This window comes from Acidobacteriota bacterium (assembly GCA_039683095.1).
Lineage (GTDB): Bacteria > Acidobacteriota > Aminicenantia > Aminicenantales > Saccharicenantaceae > RBG-16-66-30.
The window spans coordinates 54,992-70,883 of record JBDKSB010000010.1 but is presented as its reverse complement, the minus strand read 5'-3'; the positions used below and the strand labels follow the sequence as shown (position 1 = coordinate 70,883).

General features: G+C 67.9%; 12 protein-coding genes. 8 read left to right on the top strand and 4 right to left on the bottom strand.

Annotated elements, in window-relative coordinates; all coding sequences use genetic code 11:
• Positions 1–51: 51 nt before the first annotated feature.
• Positions 52–2,754, top strand: a complete 2,703-nt coding sequence (locus tag ABFD52_06780; protein MEN6560460.1) for a family 78 glycoside hydrolase catalytic domain — start codon at positions 52–54, stop codon at positions 2,752–2,754.
• A gap of 3 nt (positions 2,755–2,757) precedes the next feature.
• Here ABFD52_06780 and ABFD52_06775 read toward each other — a convergent pair whose 3' ends face one another.
• Positions 2,758–4,158: an aminotransferase class III-fold pyridoxal phosphate-dependent enzyme gene (locus tag ABFD52_06775; protein MEN6560459.1), complete on the bottom strand. Its 1,401-nt coding sequence runs from the start codon at positions 4,156–4,158 to the stop codon at positions 2,758–2,760.
• Between the two features lie 120 nt (positions 4,159–4,278).
• Between ABFD52_06775 and ABFD52_06770 the strand changes: the two genes are divergently transcribed.
• The 6 genes from ABFD52_06770 (at position 4,279) to ABFD52_06745 (ending at position 11,436) form a co-directional block, all read left to right on the top strand.
• Positions 4,279–5,571: an alkaline phosphatase family protein gene (locus tag ABFD52_06770; GenBank protein MEN6560458.1), complete on the top strand. Its 1,293-nt coding sequence runs from the start codon at positions 4,279–4,281 to the stop codon at positions 5,569–5,571.
• On the top strand, positions 5,571–7,709 hold the full coding sequence (locus tag ABFD52_06765; protein MEN6560457.1) for an alkaline phosphatase family protein: 2,139 nt from the start codon (positions 5,571–5,573) through the stop codon (positions 7,707–7,709). Before ABFD52_06770 ends, ABFD52_06765 begins: the two co-directional genes overlap by 1 nt.
• Positions 7,706–9,721, top strand: a complete 2,016-nt coding sequence (locus ABFD52_06760; protein MEN6560456.1) for an alkaline phosphatase family protein — start codon at positions 7,706–7,708, stop codon at positions 9,719–9,721. The genes ABFD52_06765 and ABFD52_06760 overlap by 4 nt, the downstream gene beginning before the upstream one ends.
• A 15-nt stretch (positions 9,722–9,736) precedes the next feature.
• The gene (locus ABFD52_06755) at positions 9,737–9,928 is read left to right on the top strand and encodes a hypothetical protein (GenBank protein ID MEN6560455.1); all 192 of its coding nucleotides are present in this window, start codon (positions 9,737–9,739) and stop codon (positions 9,926–9,928) included.
• Positions 9,929–9,933: 5 nt separating this feature from the next.
• Complete coding sequence (locus ABFD52_06750; protein MEN6560454.1) at positions 9,934–10,761, top strand: hypothetical protein; 828 nt, start codon at positions 9,934–9,936, stop codon at positions 10,759–10,761.
• A 120-nt stretch (positions 10,762–10,881) separates the two neighbouring features.
• Positions 10,882–11,436, top strand: a complete 555-nt coding sequence (locus ABFD52_06745; protein MEN6560453.1) for an OmpH family outer membrane protein — start codon at positions 10,882–10,884, stop codon at positions 11,434–11,436.
• A 103-nt stretch (positions 11,437–11,539) separates the two neighbouring features.
• Here ABFD52_06745 and ABFD52_06740 read toward each other — a convergent pair whose 3' ends face one another.
• From ABFD52_06740 to ABFD52_06730, 3 genes are read right to left on the bottom strand one after another with little or no spacing between them, the layout of a single operon-like run.
• Complete coding sequence (locus ABFD52_06740; GenBank protein MEN6560452.1) at positions 11,540–12,712, bottom strand: metallophosphoesterase; 1,173 nt, start codon at positions 12,710–12,712, stop codon at positions 11,540–11,542.
• Positions 12,709–13,290, bottom strand: coding sequence for a nitroreductase family protein (locus ABFD52_06735; GenBank protein MEN6560451.1), 582 nt, complete (start codon positions 13,288–13,290; stop codon positions 12,709–12,711). Before ABFD52_06735 ends, ABFD52_06740 begins: the two co-directional genes overlap by 4 nt.
• Before the next feature lie 22 nt (positions 13,291–13,312).
• The gene (locus ABFD52_06730) at positions 13,313–14,632 is read right to left on the bottom strand and encodes a M24 family metallopeptidase (GenBank protein MEN6560450.1); all 1,320 of its coding nucleotides are present in this window, start codon (positions 14,630–14,632) and stop codon (positions 13,313–13,315) included.
• Positions 14,633–14,855: 223 nt separating this feature from the next.
• On the opposite strand from ABFD52_06730, the gene ABFD52_06725 reads away from it, so the two are divergent.
• Positions 14,856–15,890 (top strand): hypothetical protein, encoded by a 1,035-nt coding sequence (locus ABFD52_06725; GenBank protein ID MEN6560449.1) that lies wholly within the window; start codon positions 14,856–14,858, stop codon positions 15,888–15,890.
• Positions 15,891–15,892 lie beyond the last annotated feature (2 nt).

The window sequence follows — 15,892 nt, the reverse complement described above, 5'->3', positions numbered from 1 at the left end:
ACGCGGTTCCACTATAATCTCCGCAGCGAGAACGTCGCCCGCGAGGTCCCCATGACGCCCCTGCCCCCGACCCGGCTGCGCTGCGAATACCTCGTCGAGCCCCTTGGCGTCGACACGGCCGCGCCCCGGCTCTTCTGGACCGTCGAGAGCCCGGAGCGCGGCGACCGCCCGACGGCGTTCCAGGTCCTGGTCTCGTCATCGAAAGATCTCCTCCGGAGCGACATCGGCGACTATTGGGACCCGGGCCGGATGGAAGGCCCGGCCGGGCCGGGCCTCGAATACGCCGGCGAGCCCCTTGACAGCTGCGCCCGCTACTTCTGGAAGGTCCGCTGGTGGGATCGCGCCGGCCGGGCCAGCGCCTGGAGCGAGCCGGCCTCGTTCGTGACCGCCTTCCTGAGGCCGGGCGACTGGAAAGCCAAATGGGTCAGCGCCGCCCGGACGACCGAGTTCCGGAGCAGGGGGACGGTCCTGCTCGGCCAGCCCGGCCCCGACGAGGTCCAGTCCTGCGCCATCTACCTCCGCCGCGAGTTCGGCCTTCGCGGCCGGCCCGCGCTGGCCATGATCTTCATCTCCGGCCTGGGCCACTACGAGCTCCGGCTGAACGGGGCCAAGGTCGGGACGAGCGTCCTCGACCCCGGCTGGACGGACTATCGGAAGAAGGCCCTCTACGCCTCGCACGACGTGACCGCGCTCGTCCGGGACCGGAACGCCGTCGGGGTCATCCTCGGCAACGGCCGCCACACCCGGAGCCTCGGCTACGACGCGCCGAAGCTGGCCTGCCGCATCGAGGTCGAGTACGAGAGCGGCGGCCGGGAGATCATCTTCGCGGACGAGAGCTGGCGGACGTCGGGCGGCCCGGTCCAGGAGAACGGCCTCTACTGCGGCGAGCGCTGCGATGCCCGCATCCTCATCGACGGCTGGGACCAGCCAGGATTCGATGACCGGCACTGGGACCCGGCCGTCCCGGTGCCCGGCTATCCCCTCGCCCCCCAGATGATGCCGCCCGTCCGGGTCACCGAGGCGCTGGCCCCGCGGTCGGTGCGGCTGCTGCCGAACGGCGCCGCGGTCTTCGATTTCGGCCAGAACTTCTCCGGCTGGGCCCGCCTTAAGGTCGAGGGCCCGATGGGCACCGAGGTCCGCCTCCGCCACGCCGAGCTCGTCAACGAGGACGGCACCCTCAACCTCGGCCCGAACGAGAACGCCGAGGCCACCGACGTCTACATCCTCCGCGGCGGCGGGCCCGAGGTCCACGAGCCGAAGTTCACCTATCACGGTTTCCGCTACGTCGAGGTGACCGGCTACCCCGGCCGGCCCGGGCCCGAGGCGCTCGAAGGACTGTTCGTCCACTCGGACGTCGAGAGGGCAGGGCGGTTCCGGTCGTCGAACGAGCTTGTCGACGCCGTGCACCGCAACGTCCTCTGGGGCCAGCTCTCTAACCTCATGAGCATCCCGACCGATTGCCCCCAGCGCGACGAGCGCCACGGCTGGCTCGGCGACGCCCATCTCTCGGCCGAAGAGGCCGTTTTCAACTTCGACCTGGCCGCCTTCTACGCCAAGTTCCTCGACGACATCCGCCTGGGACAGCGGGAGGACGGGAGCCTGTCCGACATCGCCCCGGCCTACCTGCCGCGGCTCTATCCGGCCGACCCGGCCTGGAGCGCCGCCTACGCCACGCTGGTCGAGCTCCTGTGGGACCATTACGGCGACCGGCGGGCTATCGCCGCTCATTACGCCGCCCTGAAGGCGTACATCGATTTCCTCGGCCGGAACGCCGACGGCCACATCATCCGCGGGCTCGGCAAGTACGGCGATTGGTGTCCGCCCGGCGGCGTCGTGCCCAAGAAAACCCCGGTCGAGCTGACCTCCACCTGGTTCTATTGCCACGACGTCCTGATCATGTCCCGGCTGGCGGGCGTGCTGGGCCGCGAGGCCGAGGCCCGGGAGTACGGCCGGCTGGCCGATTCGATCAAGGACGCCTTCAACCGGGCCTTCCTCGGCGAGAGCCAGTACGCGGCCATCCGGGTCAGCCCGGTCGACAACCTGCCCGACCAGACGTCCAACGCCCTGCCCCTCTACCTGGACATGGTCCCGGCCGGCCGCAAGGACAAGGTCGTGGCCAGCCTCGTGCAGAGCGTCGTCCGGGTGCACGATCATCACGTCGACACCGGCATCCTCGGGACCCGCTACATCCTCGACGTCCTGACCGAGAACGGCCAGGCCGAGGCGGCCTTCCGCATGGCCACCCGCAAGAGCTATCCGGGCTGGGGCTACATGCTGGCCGAGGGGGCCACGACGCTCTGGGAGCGCTGGGAGAAGCTGACGGGACCCGCCATGAATTCCCAGAACCATATCATGTTCGGCAGCGTCGATGCCTGGTTCTACCGGACCCTGGCCGGCCTCTCCCCGCTCCGGCCGGGCTGGCAGGCCGTCCGGGTCCGGCCGCATGTCCTCGGCGACTTGACTTTCGTCGAGGCCTCCCTGGAGACGATAGCGGGCCGGGTCGCGGCCAGCTGGCGGAAGGACGACGGGACCTTCTCGCTCGAAGCCGAGATCCCCGTCGGCGCCGCCGGCGAGGTGCATGTTCCCCTGCTCTGGCCCGGGGCCCGGATCCTCGAATCGGGCCGCACGCTCTGGCGGGCCGGCCGCGCCGTCGAAACCATTGAGGGGATAGAGCCGCTCGGGGAACGGCAGGATCGGGCGGTCTTCAAGGTCGGAAGCGGCGCTTGCCGGTTCGAGCTGAAGAAGACGGCCTGAGCCCTAATCGAGGTATTTCGCGAACAGCCGGGCCGCTTCCGCGTAGGCGGCGATCGTCGCCTCGATCTCCCGGGGGCCGTGGGCGGCCGAAACGGCTCCGCCGCCATGGACGACGTTGACGCCGTTGACGAGCAGGGCCAGCTTCAGCAGTTCTTCCCGCATGGGGATGTTCGAGCGGTCCGGGTCGTGGATGTCCTCGGGCCGGTCATACGCGAGTCCGGGCCGGAGCGGGAAATGGGCCATGAACAGCGAGCTTCCCCGGACGGTCTCGTTCCCGCAGCCCGTGCATCGGGCGGCGATCCCCTGTTCGGCAAAAGCCGCTTCGATGCCCCGGCGCAGCCTTTCGCCCAGGTCCGCGATCCGTGGATAGATGGCCCCGGCCCGGGCGGCCAGCTCGGCCAGCATGATCATCCCGGCTTTCATGTATTCGCCGTGGGCAGAGAAGGTCCCGCCCTCGAAAAAGACCCGGGCGCCTCCGTCGCGGCCGTGCTCGCATTCGTCCATGATCTCGCGGGGGCCGACGACCGCGGCCACGGCGTGGCCGCCGCCGATGATCTTGCCCAGCGTGGTCAGGTCGGGCCGGACGCCGTAGAGCGTCTGAACGCCGCCGGGACGGAAGCGGTAGCCGGAGATGATCTCGTCGAAGATCAGGATGATGCCGCGCTCCGCGGTCAGGCGGCGGGCCGTCTCCAGGTATTCTTTCGAGGCCGCCAGGAAGCCGCCGACGCCGAGGAACGGTTCGACGATGAAGCAGGCGATGCGGTCGCCGTGCTCGGCCACGATCCGGCCGAGGTCTGCGGCGTCGTTGAATCGGGTGACCAGGGTCCGGCGGACGATGTCGTCGAGCAGGCCGGCCGATTCCTTCCCCTCGAAACCCACGACCGGGCGGTACTTGACGCCCTTCAGCAGGTACGGCGAAGCCCCGTGCCAGCCGCCGCCCACCTTCAGGACCAGGTCCCGGCCGGTCAGGCCCTGGGCCATCATGACGGCGTACATCGTGGCCAGGGTGCCGGAGGTCGTGAAGCGGACCTTGGCCCCGCGCCCGCCGAGCCCCCGGACGAGGGTCTCGGCCAGCTCGATCTGGGCTTCGGCCTCGAAGCCCGTGTGCGAGGCGCCGCGCTCGAGCGACGGGGCGACGCGGCGGCGCACGCTCCGGGGATTGTGGCCGAGGATATTGGCGTAGTGGCCTTGCCAGTAGTCGATGTAGCCGTTGCCGTCGACGTCGCGGACCCGGGCGCCCTCGGCCGAAGCGGCGAAGAACGGGTAGGGCCGCCACAGCCGGATGGTGTGGCTGCCCCCGGCGACCATGACTTTCTCGGCCCGCCGGAAGACCGAGCGGCTCCGCGGCGTCTTCTTCTCGTATTCCCGGACCAGATGGGCCCGGAGCTTGTCGAATCCTTGCATATGACCTCGTTTTTGAGCCCCCATTTAACAACCGCCGGCGGCCCTTGTCAACTCAAAAGTCATTGACCGGGCCCGTATCTTGAGATAATATAAGTGGTTCCGGGATAGGAACAGCTCGAAATGGCCGACCTCAAGCCGAAGAAGACCAACAAAGCCTGCGTCATCGGGCTCGACGGCGTCCCCTACGGGATGATCGTCGAGCTGGCCCGCCGCGGCGTCATGTCGACCATGGCCAGGCTGATGGACGTCGGCAAGATCCACCGGATGAAGGCCAGCCTGCCCGAGATCTCCTCGGTCTCCTGGACGGATTTCATGACCGGGACGAACTCGGGCACGCACGGCATCTTCGGCTTCACGGACTTCAAGCCCAAGTCCTACGCCATCCGCTTCCCCAACTTCCTCGACGTCAAGGCCCCGACCATCTGGGACAAGCTCGGGGCCAAGGGCAAGAAGAGCGTCATCATCAACCAGCCCTCGACCTATCCCGCCCGCAAGACCGACGGCATCCTCATCTCCGGCTTCGTCGCCCTGGAGCTGGCCCGGGCCGTCTGGCCCATGAGCTGCCGGGCCGCCCTGGAGCAGATGGGCTACCAGATCGACGTCGACATCCTCAAGTGCCGGGAGCGCCCGGAGCTGCTCTGGCCGGAGCTGAACAAGACCATGGCCGGCGGCCAGAAGGCCCTCAACTTCTTCTGGGACGACGGCTGGGACTACTTCGAGTTCATCATCACGGGGACCGACCGGCTCCACCACCTCCTCTGGCGGGCCTACGAGGACGCCGATCATCCGGCCCACCAGGCCTTCCTCGATTTCTACCGCCACATCGACCGGCTCATCGGCAAGATCGTCGCCGCCTACCACAAGTTCGCCAACACCTATGCCGGCTTCTACATCCTGTCCGACCACGGCTTCTGCGGCGCCGAGAAGGAGGTCTATCTCAACGCCTGGCTCGAGCAGAACGGCTACCTCCGGTTCGTCAAGCCCGAACCCGAATCGCTCGAGGACATCCACGGCCGGTCGCGGGCCTTCGCCCTCGATCCCAACCGGATCTATCTCAATTACAAGAGCAAGTTCCCCAAGGGCTCCGTCGAGCGCACGGCCCGCCGGGCCCTCAAGGAGGAGATCGCGGCCAAGCTGGCCAAGCTCGAATGCCAGGGCCGCCGGGTCGTTCGCCGGGTCTTCATGGCCGAAGAAGCCTACTCGGGGCCGTGCGCGTCCAAGGGCCCCGACCTCATCGTCGTTGCCGAGCCTGGCTTCGACATGAAGGGCTCGGTCCGGAAGAAGGAGGTCTTCGGCCGGCCCGGGCTCCAGGGCATGCACACCTGGGACGACGCCTTTTTCTGGTCCGCCGAGGACCTCGGCGACGATCTCAAGATCTCCGACCTCGCCCCCGTCATCCTCAAGAACTTCTGATGAAGAAGCCCGGACGCCTGGCCTCCGCGACGCTCCTCCTCGTCTGCGCCCTGGCCGCTCCCCTGCCCGCCTACATCGGCCCCGGCGCCGGCTTCGCCTTCCTGTCGTCGTTCCTGGTCTTCTTCGTGACCTTCCTGCTGGCCGTCTTCTCCCTGCTGTCCTGGCCCTTCCGCTTCGCCTGGCGGGCCGTCCGCGGCCAGCGGGCCTACCGCAAAGGGCCCATCGAGCGCGTCGTCGTTCTCGGCCTGGACGGCATGGAGCCGACGCTGGCCGAGAAGTTCATGGCCGAGGGCAAGATGCCCCACTTGGCCAGGCTGAGGAAGGAGGGCTCGTACGCCCGCCTGAGGACGACGACGCCGGCCATCTCGCCGGTAGCATGGTCGTCGTTCACGACCGGCACGGAGCCGTCCAAGCACAACATCTTCGACTTCCTCAGCCGCGACCCGCGCACCTATCTGCCCGACCTGTCCTCGGCCCGGATCGGCCGGCCCAGGCGGACGCTGCCGCTGGGCAAGTATCTCATCCAGCTCTCCAAGCCCGAGATCCGGGGCCTGCGCAGGAGCGTCCCGTTCTGGAAGATCCTGGGCGACAAGGGCATCGCCTCGACCGTCCTGCGCGTTCCCGTCACCTTCCCGCCCGACAAGTTCAAAGGCCACATGCTCTCCGGCATGTGCGCCCCTGACCTCAAAGGCAGCCAGGGGACGTTCGCCTTTTTCACCGAGGACGCCGACATGGTCCGCCGGCACGAAGGCGGCGTGGCCGTCCTCGTCCGGCGGGACGGCGACGTCATCAGGACGGAGCTCTCGGGCCCGGAGAACTCGCTGCTGCGGGAGCCGAAGGAGATCCGCGTCCCGCTGACGATCACCATCGACGCCGGGGCCGGCGGGGCCTGGCTGGCCCTCAAGGGCCATCCCAGGTTCTTCCTGAAAGAAAAAACATTCAGCCCCTGGACCCCGGTCGTCTTCAAGGCCGGCCTGGGCACGAAGGTCCGGGGCGCCTGCCGCTTTCGCATCGCCTCGCTCGGGCCCAAGTTCCAGATGTACGTGACGCCGCTCAACATCGACCCCGAGAAGCCGGCCCTGCCGATCTCGCAGCCGTTCATCTACGCCGTTTACCTGGCCAAGCTGCTGGGGCGCTACATCACCCTGGGCGAGGCCAACGATACCTGGGCCCTGAACGAGGGGGCGCTCGACGAAGCGGCCTTCCTCGAGCTGACCTACGCCAACCACGCCGAGTGGGAAGGCATGCTTCAGAACGCGCTGGCCAAGACCCCCCGCGGTTTGGTGGCCATCGTCTTCGAGACGACCGACAGCATCCAGCACATGTTCTTCCGCTACCTCGACAAGGCCCACCCGGCCCTCAAGGCCGCGCCGGCCCGGATGAGCCCGGCGGTCATCGAGGAGCTTTACAGGAAGATGGACGATCTCGTCGGCCGGGTCGCGGCCGGCCTCGGCCCGAAGGGCGCCCTGTTCGTCATGTCCGACCACGGCTTCAAGTCCTTCCGCCGCGGCGTCAACCTCAACGCCTGGCTCCGCCAGAACGGCTACCTCAGCCTCGTCGAGGGCCGGGCCGAGAGCGGCGAATGGTTCAAGGACGTCGATTGGGACCGGACCAGGGCCTACGGGCTCGGCCTCGGCGGCGTCTATCTCAACCTCAAGGGCCGCGAGGCCCGCGGCACGGTGGCCCCCGGCGAAGAGGCCAAGGCCCTCAAGGCCGAGATCTCCCGCAAGCTCCTGGCCCTGAAGGACGGCCCGAACGGGCCCGCGGCGGTCACCCACGTCTACGACCGCGACGCCGTTTACGCCGGGCCGTACAAGGACAACGCTCCGGACCTGATCATCGGCTACAACGAGGGCTATCGGGCGTCCTGGGACGGCGTCACCGGCGTCGTCGGCGGGACCGTCATCGAGGACAACCCCAAGGCCTGGAGCGGCGATCACTGCATCGATCCGGCCCTCGTGCCGGGGGTCCTGTTCTCCAACCTCCGGCTTAAGCGGACCGACCCGTCGATCATGGACGTCGCGCCGACGGTCCTGGAGCTTTTCGGCATCGCCCCGCCGGCCCACATGGACGGGCGGAGCCTGATCGATGCCGGGACGCAGGCCGGTCCCGCACAGGGGAAAGGGCAAGGACGATGAACGGACGCAGGGACGGCGCCCTGACGCGCCGGCAATTCCTCAAGGCCGGGGTCGCGGCCACGGCGGCCGCCGGCCTCGGCGGCGCCGCCCGCCTCGGGCCGAAAGCCTACGGCTACGGCCGGACGTCGAAGAAGATGATCATCCTGGGCATCGACGGGCTTGACCCGGTTCTGACGCGGCGCTGGATCGACGAGGGACGGCTGCCGTCCTTCCGGAGGCTGCTCGAGGCGGGAGGAGATTTCCGGCCCCTCGGGACGAGCCTGCCGCCGCAGTCGCCCGTCGCCTGGTCGAACTTCATCAGCGGCATGGACCCCGGCGGCCACGGCATCTTCGACTTCTTCAGCCGCGATCCGAAGACCTACGTCCCGGTTTTCTCCGCGACGGAGACGGCCGGGGCCGCGAAGACCATCCGCCTCGGGAAGACGATCATCCCGCTGTCGGGCGGAACGGTCCGCAATCTCCGCCGCGGCCCGGCCTTCTGGCAGCTGCTCGAGGCGTCCGGCCATCCGTCGACGGTCTTCAAGATGCCCTCGAACTACCCGCCCGTCGATTCGAAACAGAGGACCCTGTCGGGGATGAACACGCCCGACCTCAAGGGCTCCTACGGCATGTTCAGCTACTTCACGAATGACTCGGCGACGGTCACCCAGGAGGCCGGCGGAGGCGGGCGCGTTTACGACGTCTTCGTGGCCGGGAACAGGGTCGAGGCCGAGCTTCCCGGCCCGACCAACACCTTCCGGACGGACGCGCCGGAGGCGACCGTCCCCTTCCAGGTCTTCATCGATCCCTCTAACGCGGCGGCCAAGATCGTCATCCAGGGCCACGAATTCGTCCTCAAGGAGCGGGAGTGGAGCCGCTGGGTCCATGTCCACTTCGACCTCATCCCGACCCAGAGCGTCCACGGCATCTGCCTCTTCTACCTCAAGGAGGTCCGGCCGAAGTTCAAGCTCTACGTCTCGCCCGTTCACATGGACCCGGCCCGGCCGCCCCTGCCCATCTCGACGCCGGAGTCGTATTCGAAGGAGCTGGAGAGGCGCTTCGGCCCCTACTTCACCAAGGGCCTGCCGGCCGACACCAGCGCCCTCGAGAACCACGTCCTTGACGAAGAGGAATTCCTGGCCCAGGACGCCATGGTCTACGACGAGAGCATGGCCATGCTCGAGTACGAGCTGGGCCGGTTCGACGAGGGCCTGCTCTTCTTCTATTTCTCCAACGCCGACCAGCGCCAGCACATGTTCTGGCGCCTGACGGATCCCGGCCACCCGGCCTACGACGCGAAGCTCGCCGCCCGCTACGGCGACGTCATCGCCCGGACGTACGCCGAATTGGACCGGGCCCTGGATGCGGCCCTGCGGAAGGCCGACAAGGACACGGTCGTCCTGGTCATGTCCGACCACGGCTTCAACGCTTTCCGGCGCGGCTTCAATCTCAACACCTGGCTCCTGCAGCAGGGCTACCACCGGCTCAAACGGCCCTGGAAGCAGCTGGAGTCGGCTTATTTCGACAATACCGACTGGTCGAAGACCCGGGCCTACGGCATGGGCCTCAACGGCCTGTTCATCAACGAGCGGGGCCGCGAAGGCGAGGGCGTCGTCGCGTCCGGAGCCGAGAAGGACGGCCTCCTTCGGGAGATCGCCGGGAAGCTCGAGGCCGTGATCGATCCCAAGACCGGCGAGCACCCGGTCCTCCGGGCCTTCATCGCCAAGGAGGCTTACCGGGGCCGGAACCTCGAGATGGCCCCGGACATCGTCCTCGGCTTCAACCGCGGCTATCGCATCTCCTGGCAGTCGCCGCTGGGGGGCTTCCCCAAGGAGATCCTCGAGGACAACACCCAGAAATGGAGCGGCGACCACATGTCGGCGCCGGAGGTCCTGCCCGGCGTCGCCTTCTCGAACCGCAAGTTCACGGCCGAGGCTCCGGCCCTGTACGACCTGACCGCGTCGGTGCTCGAGGTCTTCGGGGTCGAAAAGCCCGGTGAGATGATCGGCCGGAACGTCCTCGCGAAAGACTGAGAAAGGAGCCACCCCATGGCCAGCGTGAAGGTCAAGATCGACAAGGACCTGTTCGACAAGATCAAGAAGCTCGCCGAGATGTCCGGCTACTCCTCCGCCGACGAGTTCGTCGCCCACTGCCTCGAAAAGGAAGTGGCCAAGCTCGAAGAGGCCGACTCCGAGGAGGAGATCAAGAAGAAGCTGAAAGGCCTCGGCTACCTCTCCTGATCGCCATGTCCGTCATCAACCTCGTCTTCGGCTGGATCGTCGGGGCCGTCCTGTGGCCCTTCCGGGGGCTTTCGCCCTGGTTCGGGATGGTCGCCGTCTCGTTCCTGACGGCCCTGCTCATGCTCGAGGTCTACAAGCTGACGTCCAACCAGGCGGCCATCCGCCGGGCCAAGGACCTCATCAAGGCCCACCTTTACGAGATGCGGCTCTACAAGGACAACATGCGGGTCACCCTGGCCTCGCAGGGGGCGATCCTCAAGGCCAATCTGTCGTATCTCGCCGCCAACCTCAAGCCGCTGGCGGTCATGATCGCGCCGCTTGTCCTCATCCTGGCCCAGCTCAGCGTCTGGTACGACCGCGCGCCGCTCCGGCCGGGCGACGAGACGCTGGTCAAGGCCGGGCTCGAAGCGACGGCCGACCCCGTCGCGGCCGGCCTCGACCTCGAGGTCCCGCCCGGCCTTGAGATCTCGGCCCCGGCCGTGCGCATCGCCGACCTCCACGAGGTCGTCTGGCGGATAAAGGCCCTCTCGCCCGGCTCCGGACGGCTGACGCTGCGCGCCGGAGGCGCGATCCTCGAGAAGTCGGTCGTCGTCGGGAGCGGCCCCCTGGCCAGGGTCTCGGGCCTGGCCTCTCGCGGCTCCTTCTGGAAGCGGGTCCTGTATCCCGGCGAGGCGCCGCTCGCCGCCGGCACGCCGGTGCGTTCGATCGAGATCCTCTACCCGGCCGGCAGCCTTGTCGCCTTCGGCCTGCGCGTCCATTGGCTCGTCGCCTATCTCGCCCTGTCCATCGTCTTCGGTTTCGCCTTCAAGGGCGTATTCAAGGTCGAGATCTGAGCCTGGCCGGAAATGGAATGAAACCCTTAAAAAAATCGCTCAATCGTGGTAAGATACCGCATCCATTCCCTGCCGGAATGAGTTATGAGTTTTGAGTCATAGGATCAGAGGAGGCCTCACATGAAGAAGTTCCGGGCCATCGCCCCACTCATCATCCTGGCTGTTCTGGCCGTCGCCGGCGCTTCGTACGCCCAGCAGACGTCCAAGATCGCCATCATCAACTCCCAGAAGGCTTTTGAGACCTCGATCGAAGGCAAGAAGGCCCTGGCCCAGCTTCAGGACCTCGACACCAAGATCAAGGCCGACATCCAGAAGCAGGACGACGCCATCCGCCTCCTGGAGAACAGGCTGAACACCGGCCGCCTGACGATGACCAACGACGCCCTGATGGCGCTCCAGGCCGACATCGACAAGAAGACGACCGAGCGCAAGCGCTACGAAGAAGACAAGGCCCGCGAGGCCAACGCCCTCTCGACCAAGCTCATCCAGAACATCAGGGTCGAGATGGTCGCCGTCATCGAGGCCCTGGCCAAGGAGCGGGGTTTCGACCTGGTGCTCGACGCGGCCACCAGCGGCGTCGTCACCGCCGCTCCGGCCATCGACATCACCGACGAGATCGTCAGCCGCTACAACCAGGCCAAGACCGCGGCGCCCCAGCCCCCCGTCAAGAAGTAAGTCCCCCCGCCGATCCGGTCCGGGGGGAGCGGGCCAATCCCGTTCTCCCCGGCTTATCCCTCGCCCGCCGTCATGCCCCGGTGCGGGCCTGGCGCTCCCCCGTTCAGGACGGCTTGCGCTCGAACGAGATCCGAATGCGCACGATTTCGGCCCGGCTGCCGATGCGCAGGGGCGGCCCCCACGTCCCGGCCCCGCTCGTGACGTAGTACTGCGTCCCGCCCTTCCTCCTGTAACCCCTGTTGAGCTCGTAGATCAGGCTGTTGATGACGCCGATCGGGAACATCTGCCCGTCATGGGTGTGTCCCGAGATCTGGAGGGCCGCCCCTGCCCCCTCGGCCTCCTCGAGATGGAGCGGCTGGTGATCGAGAACGACCACGGGCAGGCCGGCCGGGAGGCCGCTCCGGGACAGGATGCCGCCGATCGACAGGCGCTTCTCGCCGCGGCCCAGGGACCCGGCGTCCCGCCGCCCGACCAGGGTGAAGGCCCGGTCGACGGCCACGGCCTCGTCCTGCAGGACGGTGACGCCGCAGGCCCGGAGGCAGGCCGCGTTCCGCTCGAGCCCGCTGTAATATTCGTGATTGCCGGGGCAGGCGTACAGGCCCAGCGGGGCGCGCAGCCGGCGCATGATGCCGCTGAGCCTGGACTCGACCGCCTCGGTCACGGTCTCGTCGACGATGTCGCCGGCGAACAGGACGACGTCGGGCTCGAAGGCGTTCATCCGCTCGACCACCTTCTCCAGCCGCGACGGCCCGACCAGGGCCCCGAGATGGAGGTCCGAGGCCGCGGCGACGGTCAGATGGCCGACGGCGCCGCCCAGGCGCGGCAGCGTGAGGTCGAGATCGACGGTCCGCAGCCGGGTGGCGTTCCAGACGCCCGCGGCGACCGTCAGCAGGACGGCGCCGCCCACGGCCGCGAACAGGACCGGCCCGGTCCTCGCCCCGCCGGCGGTGAGGGATGCCGGCAGGAACGGCACGAACGCGTTCGCCAGCCTGACCGCGTCGACGGCGAGGACGGCCATGAACCCATAAAGCATGACTCCCATGTGGTAGGTCCCGATCTCGACCAGAAGGGAGACGAGGCGCCCCTGGACGGAGCCCATCAGGATCCGGCCGACGGGGAAAAGAAGCGCCCCGGCGACGTAGACGATGAGGAAGACGCGCCGGGCTCCGGGAACCGGGGCCAGCGCCTGGGCGCCGCGGCGGGCAATGTAGAAGTTGACGAGGCCCCAGACGGTGAAGGCGATGGCCATGAAGCCGAGCATCCGCTGCCCTTTCATTCGGGCGGCACCTTGTTGAAGGCGGCGATGCCCTCGAGGGTCCTGCGGGGCGGCTCGCGCAGGGGCCGCTTTTCGGCGTAGCCGAGCGGCATCAGGGCCACGAGCCTGAACGACCGGGGGATGCCGAGGACCCGGCGGGCTCTGCGGTAATTGAACCAGCCCATCCAGCACGTGGCCAGCCCCAGCTCCTCGGCCTGGAGGACGAGGTGTTCGCCGGCGATGCCCATGTCGAGCAGGAAAAAGGGCACGCCCTGGATCCTCGAGCCCAGGCGCACGACGGCCCGGCCGGGCCGGGCCAGGAGGACCAGGATGACCGGCGCCTGGGCGGCGAACTGCGAGCCCTTGTAGATGCCGCTGAAGGCCGCCGCCGCCAGCCGGGCCTTGAGGGCCGGGTCGTCGACGACCATGAAGCGCCAGGGTTGGACGTTATGGGCCGACGGCGCCAGGCGCGCCGCCTCGAGGCAGGCCCGGAGCTTCTCCGGCTCGACGGGCGCCGGCAGGTAGCGGCGGATGCTGCGCCGGCCGCGGATGATCCGCTGCAGGGGCGTCGGCTCGAAGGTCCGGCTTTCGTCGGTCATGGCGGCCTCCTTGTCGTACGGCCTATTTGACCAGGATGAGCTCGGTCTGGCGCCGGTCGAGGAAGCGGGGGCCGTCCCGGGTGAAGGCCGCGTCCTGTTCCAGGGCGATCTGGACGTCCTGGCCGCCCCACTCCGGAACGGCGGTCCGGACGTTTAGCTCTATCGAAAAGACAGTGTCGGAAAAGAGCGGATAATCGCCGGGGCCGGGGACGCCGTCCTGCCTGTCCCACAGGCCGATCGTCGGCCCGGCCGCGTGGCCGTGGACGCCCAGCGGGTGGGTATAGATGCTCGGGCGCAGCCCCTCGCCCCTGGCCCTGGCCAGGGCTGCGGCCAGGACCTGGTTCCCGGTCAGGCCCTGCTTCATCTCCCCGAAAACGATATCCTGGAGGCGGTTGCCTTGGGCCAGGGCGGACCGGAGCCCGGACGGGGCCTCTGTCTCGCCGGGACGCAGAACATAGGCGTGCTGTTGGGTATCGGTATCCAAGCGGAGGTAGTTGATGCCGAAGTCGCAATGCAGGAGGTCCCCGGGGTGAATGACCGGGCTGTCCTTGTACGGGCTCGAGGCCGGCCGCTGGATGGAGACGCCCGGATCGAACCAGGTCGTCTGGCCCAGGGACCGGATCCTCTCCCACATCCACCACTCGAGGTCCGATGTCGTCGTTATGCCGGGCGTGATGACCTCCCGGGAAAAGGCCTCGGCGATGATGGCGTGGGCGACCGCGCAGATATGGTCGTAGACCTCGATCTCCTCGGGCAGGCGGCGCTCGAGCCAGCCCACGGCCAGCCGCTCGGCGCTGACCAGCCTCCCGGCGTAGTCGGGGCCGAGGGCCCGGACCAGCCGTTTCTTCATGGACGCGCTGAGGCCGTCGCCGAAGGCGAAGACCTCGGATTCGTCTATGCCGATGCGCTTAGGATCGCGGGCTTTGATGGCCTTGGCCAGGGCCTGCCACTGGTCCTCCTGGCCGGCCTTCCAGATGGTCGGGTAGAGGGCGCCGATGCCGTAGCGGCTGACGGCGAACCTTTCGACGCCCTTGTCCCCGCCCCGGTCGAAGAAGACGAGCAGGCTCAGGCGCCGGGCCGAGAGGCCGGCGAAGGGCACGAGCGAGAGATAGACGGGGTCCTCGTTGTACTCCTCGCAGAGAACGAGCCACATATCGATCTTCTCGCGGCGCATGAGCTCAGGCAGGACCTTCTCCAGCTTGACCCGAAGCCAGCCGTCGCAGATCGCGGCCTGCTCCTTGAGGCCGAGGACGGCCGGGGTCGCCGCGGCCTTCAGGGCCGGGACGAGGGCGGCTAAAAGCAGGCTGCCGATGAGGACCGTTCCGCGGATACGATTCGACATGTCTCGCGCTCCTTTCTCCCCAAGCCGCTCGACGAACGGCCGGAGCCCTTAAAAATATATCAAAACGCGGTCCCCGGCAACCGCGCGGCCGGACCGGGCCAGGCCCTCCCCTGTCCCGGCCCGGATATTGCCCGCGGCCCGGCTATGGTGGTATAGTCCGGGCGGGGGAACCGTCCCGGAGCGGCTTTCGTACTTCAAGCATACCCACAAGGAGGTCCCGGCGATGAAAAAGACAGCGGCTATCGGCTCGGCATTGCTTCTGGCGGCGTTCTTCGCGGCCTGCGCCCCGGCCACTGGCATCAAGACGGGCGCGGCGGCGGGCGAGGCCCTGATCAGGATGCTGCCCAAGTCGGCCACGGGTGTCGCGGCCCTCGACGTCCGGCGTCTCATGGGAACGGAAGCGGTCGTCAAGGCGCTCCAGGATCCCAAGGCCAAGGAGAAGCTCGACGAATTCGTTCGCATGAGCGGCATCGACCCGACCAGGGACATCTTCTACATCGGGGCCGGGCTTACCGGAGTCCCCGCGGGCGCGTCCTCGGGCCTGGAAGGCGGCGTCATCATCAGCCTCAAGTACGACAAGGCCAGGCTCCAGGCCCTGATCAAGGCCAAGGCCCCCGAGGTCAAGGAAGAGATCTACAACGGCGTGACCGTCTACAGCAACCTGGACGGCGGGAAGGGACAGAAACAGGCGGCCCGGGCCGCGTTCCTCGACGACTCCCACATCGCCCTGGGCTGCGAGAACGGCCTCAAGGGCATCATCGATGTCCGCATGAAGAAGGCGGATTCCATGGCCAGGAACGCCGGGATGGCGCCCGTCCTCAAGAAGGTCGACAAATCCGGCATCCTTTGGGGCGCCTTCGCCGTCCCGCAGGACCTACTCAAGAAGGGCCTCGCCTCCAAGCCCCAGCTCAAGATGCTCGAGGGCGTCAAGGCCCTGACCCTGATGTTCGACGACCGGGTCTCGGGCATCCTGGCCGAGATCCAGACGGTCGGCGGCACCAAGGAGCAGAACACCAACCTGGCCGCCGCCCTCAACGGCTTCAAGGCCATGGGGGCGATGTTCGGGGCCAACCAGCCGGCCGTCGGCGAATTCCTGAACGGCGTCCAGATCTTTTCGGGCGGCGATTACACCCGCCTCAGCATCAGCGTTTCCCACGAGGTCATGGACAAGATGGGCGCGATGGCCAAGGCCAAGGCCGGCGAGTTCATGAACGCCAAGAAGAAGGGCGAGGCCCCGGCCCCGGACGTGAAGAAGTAAGG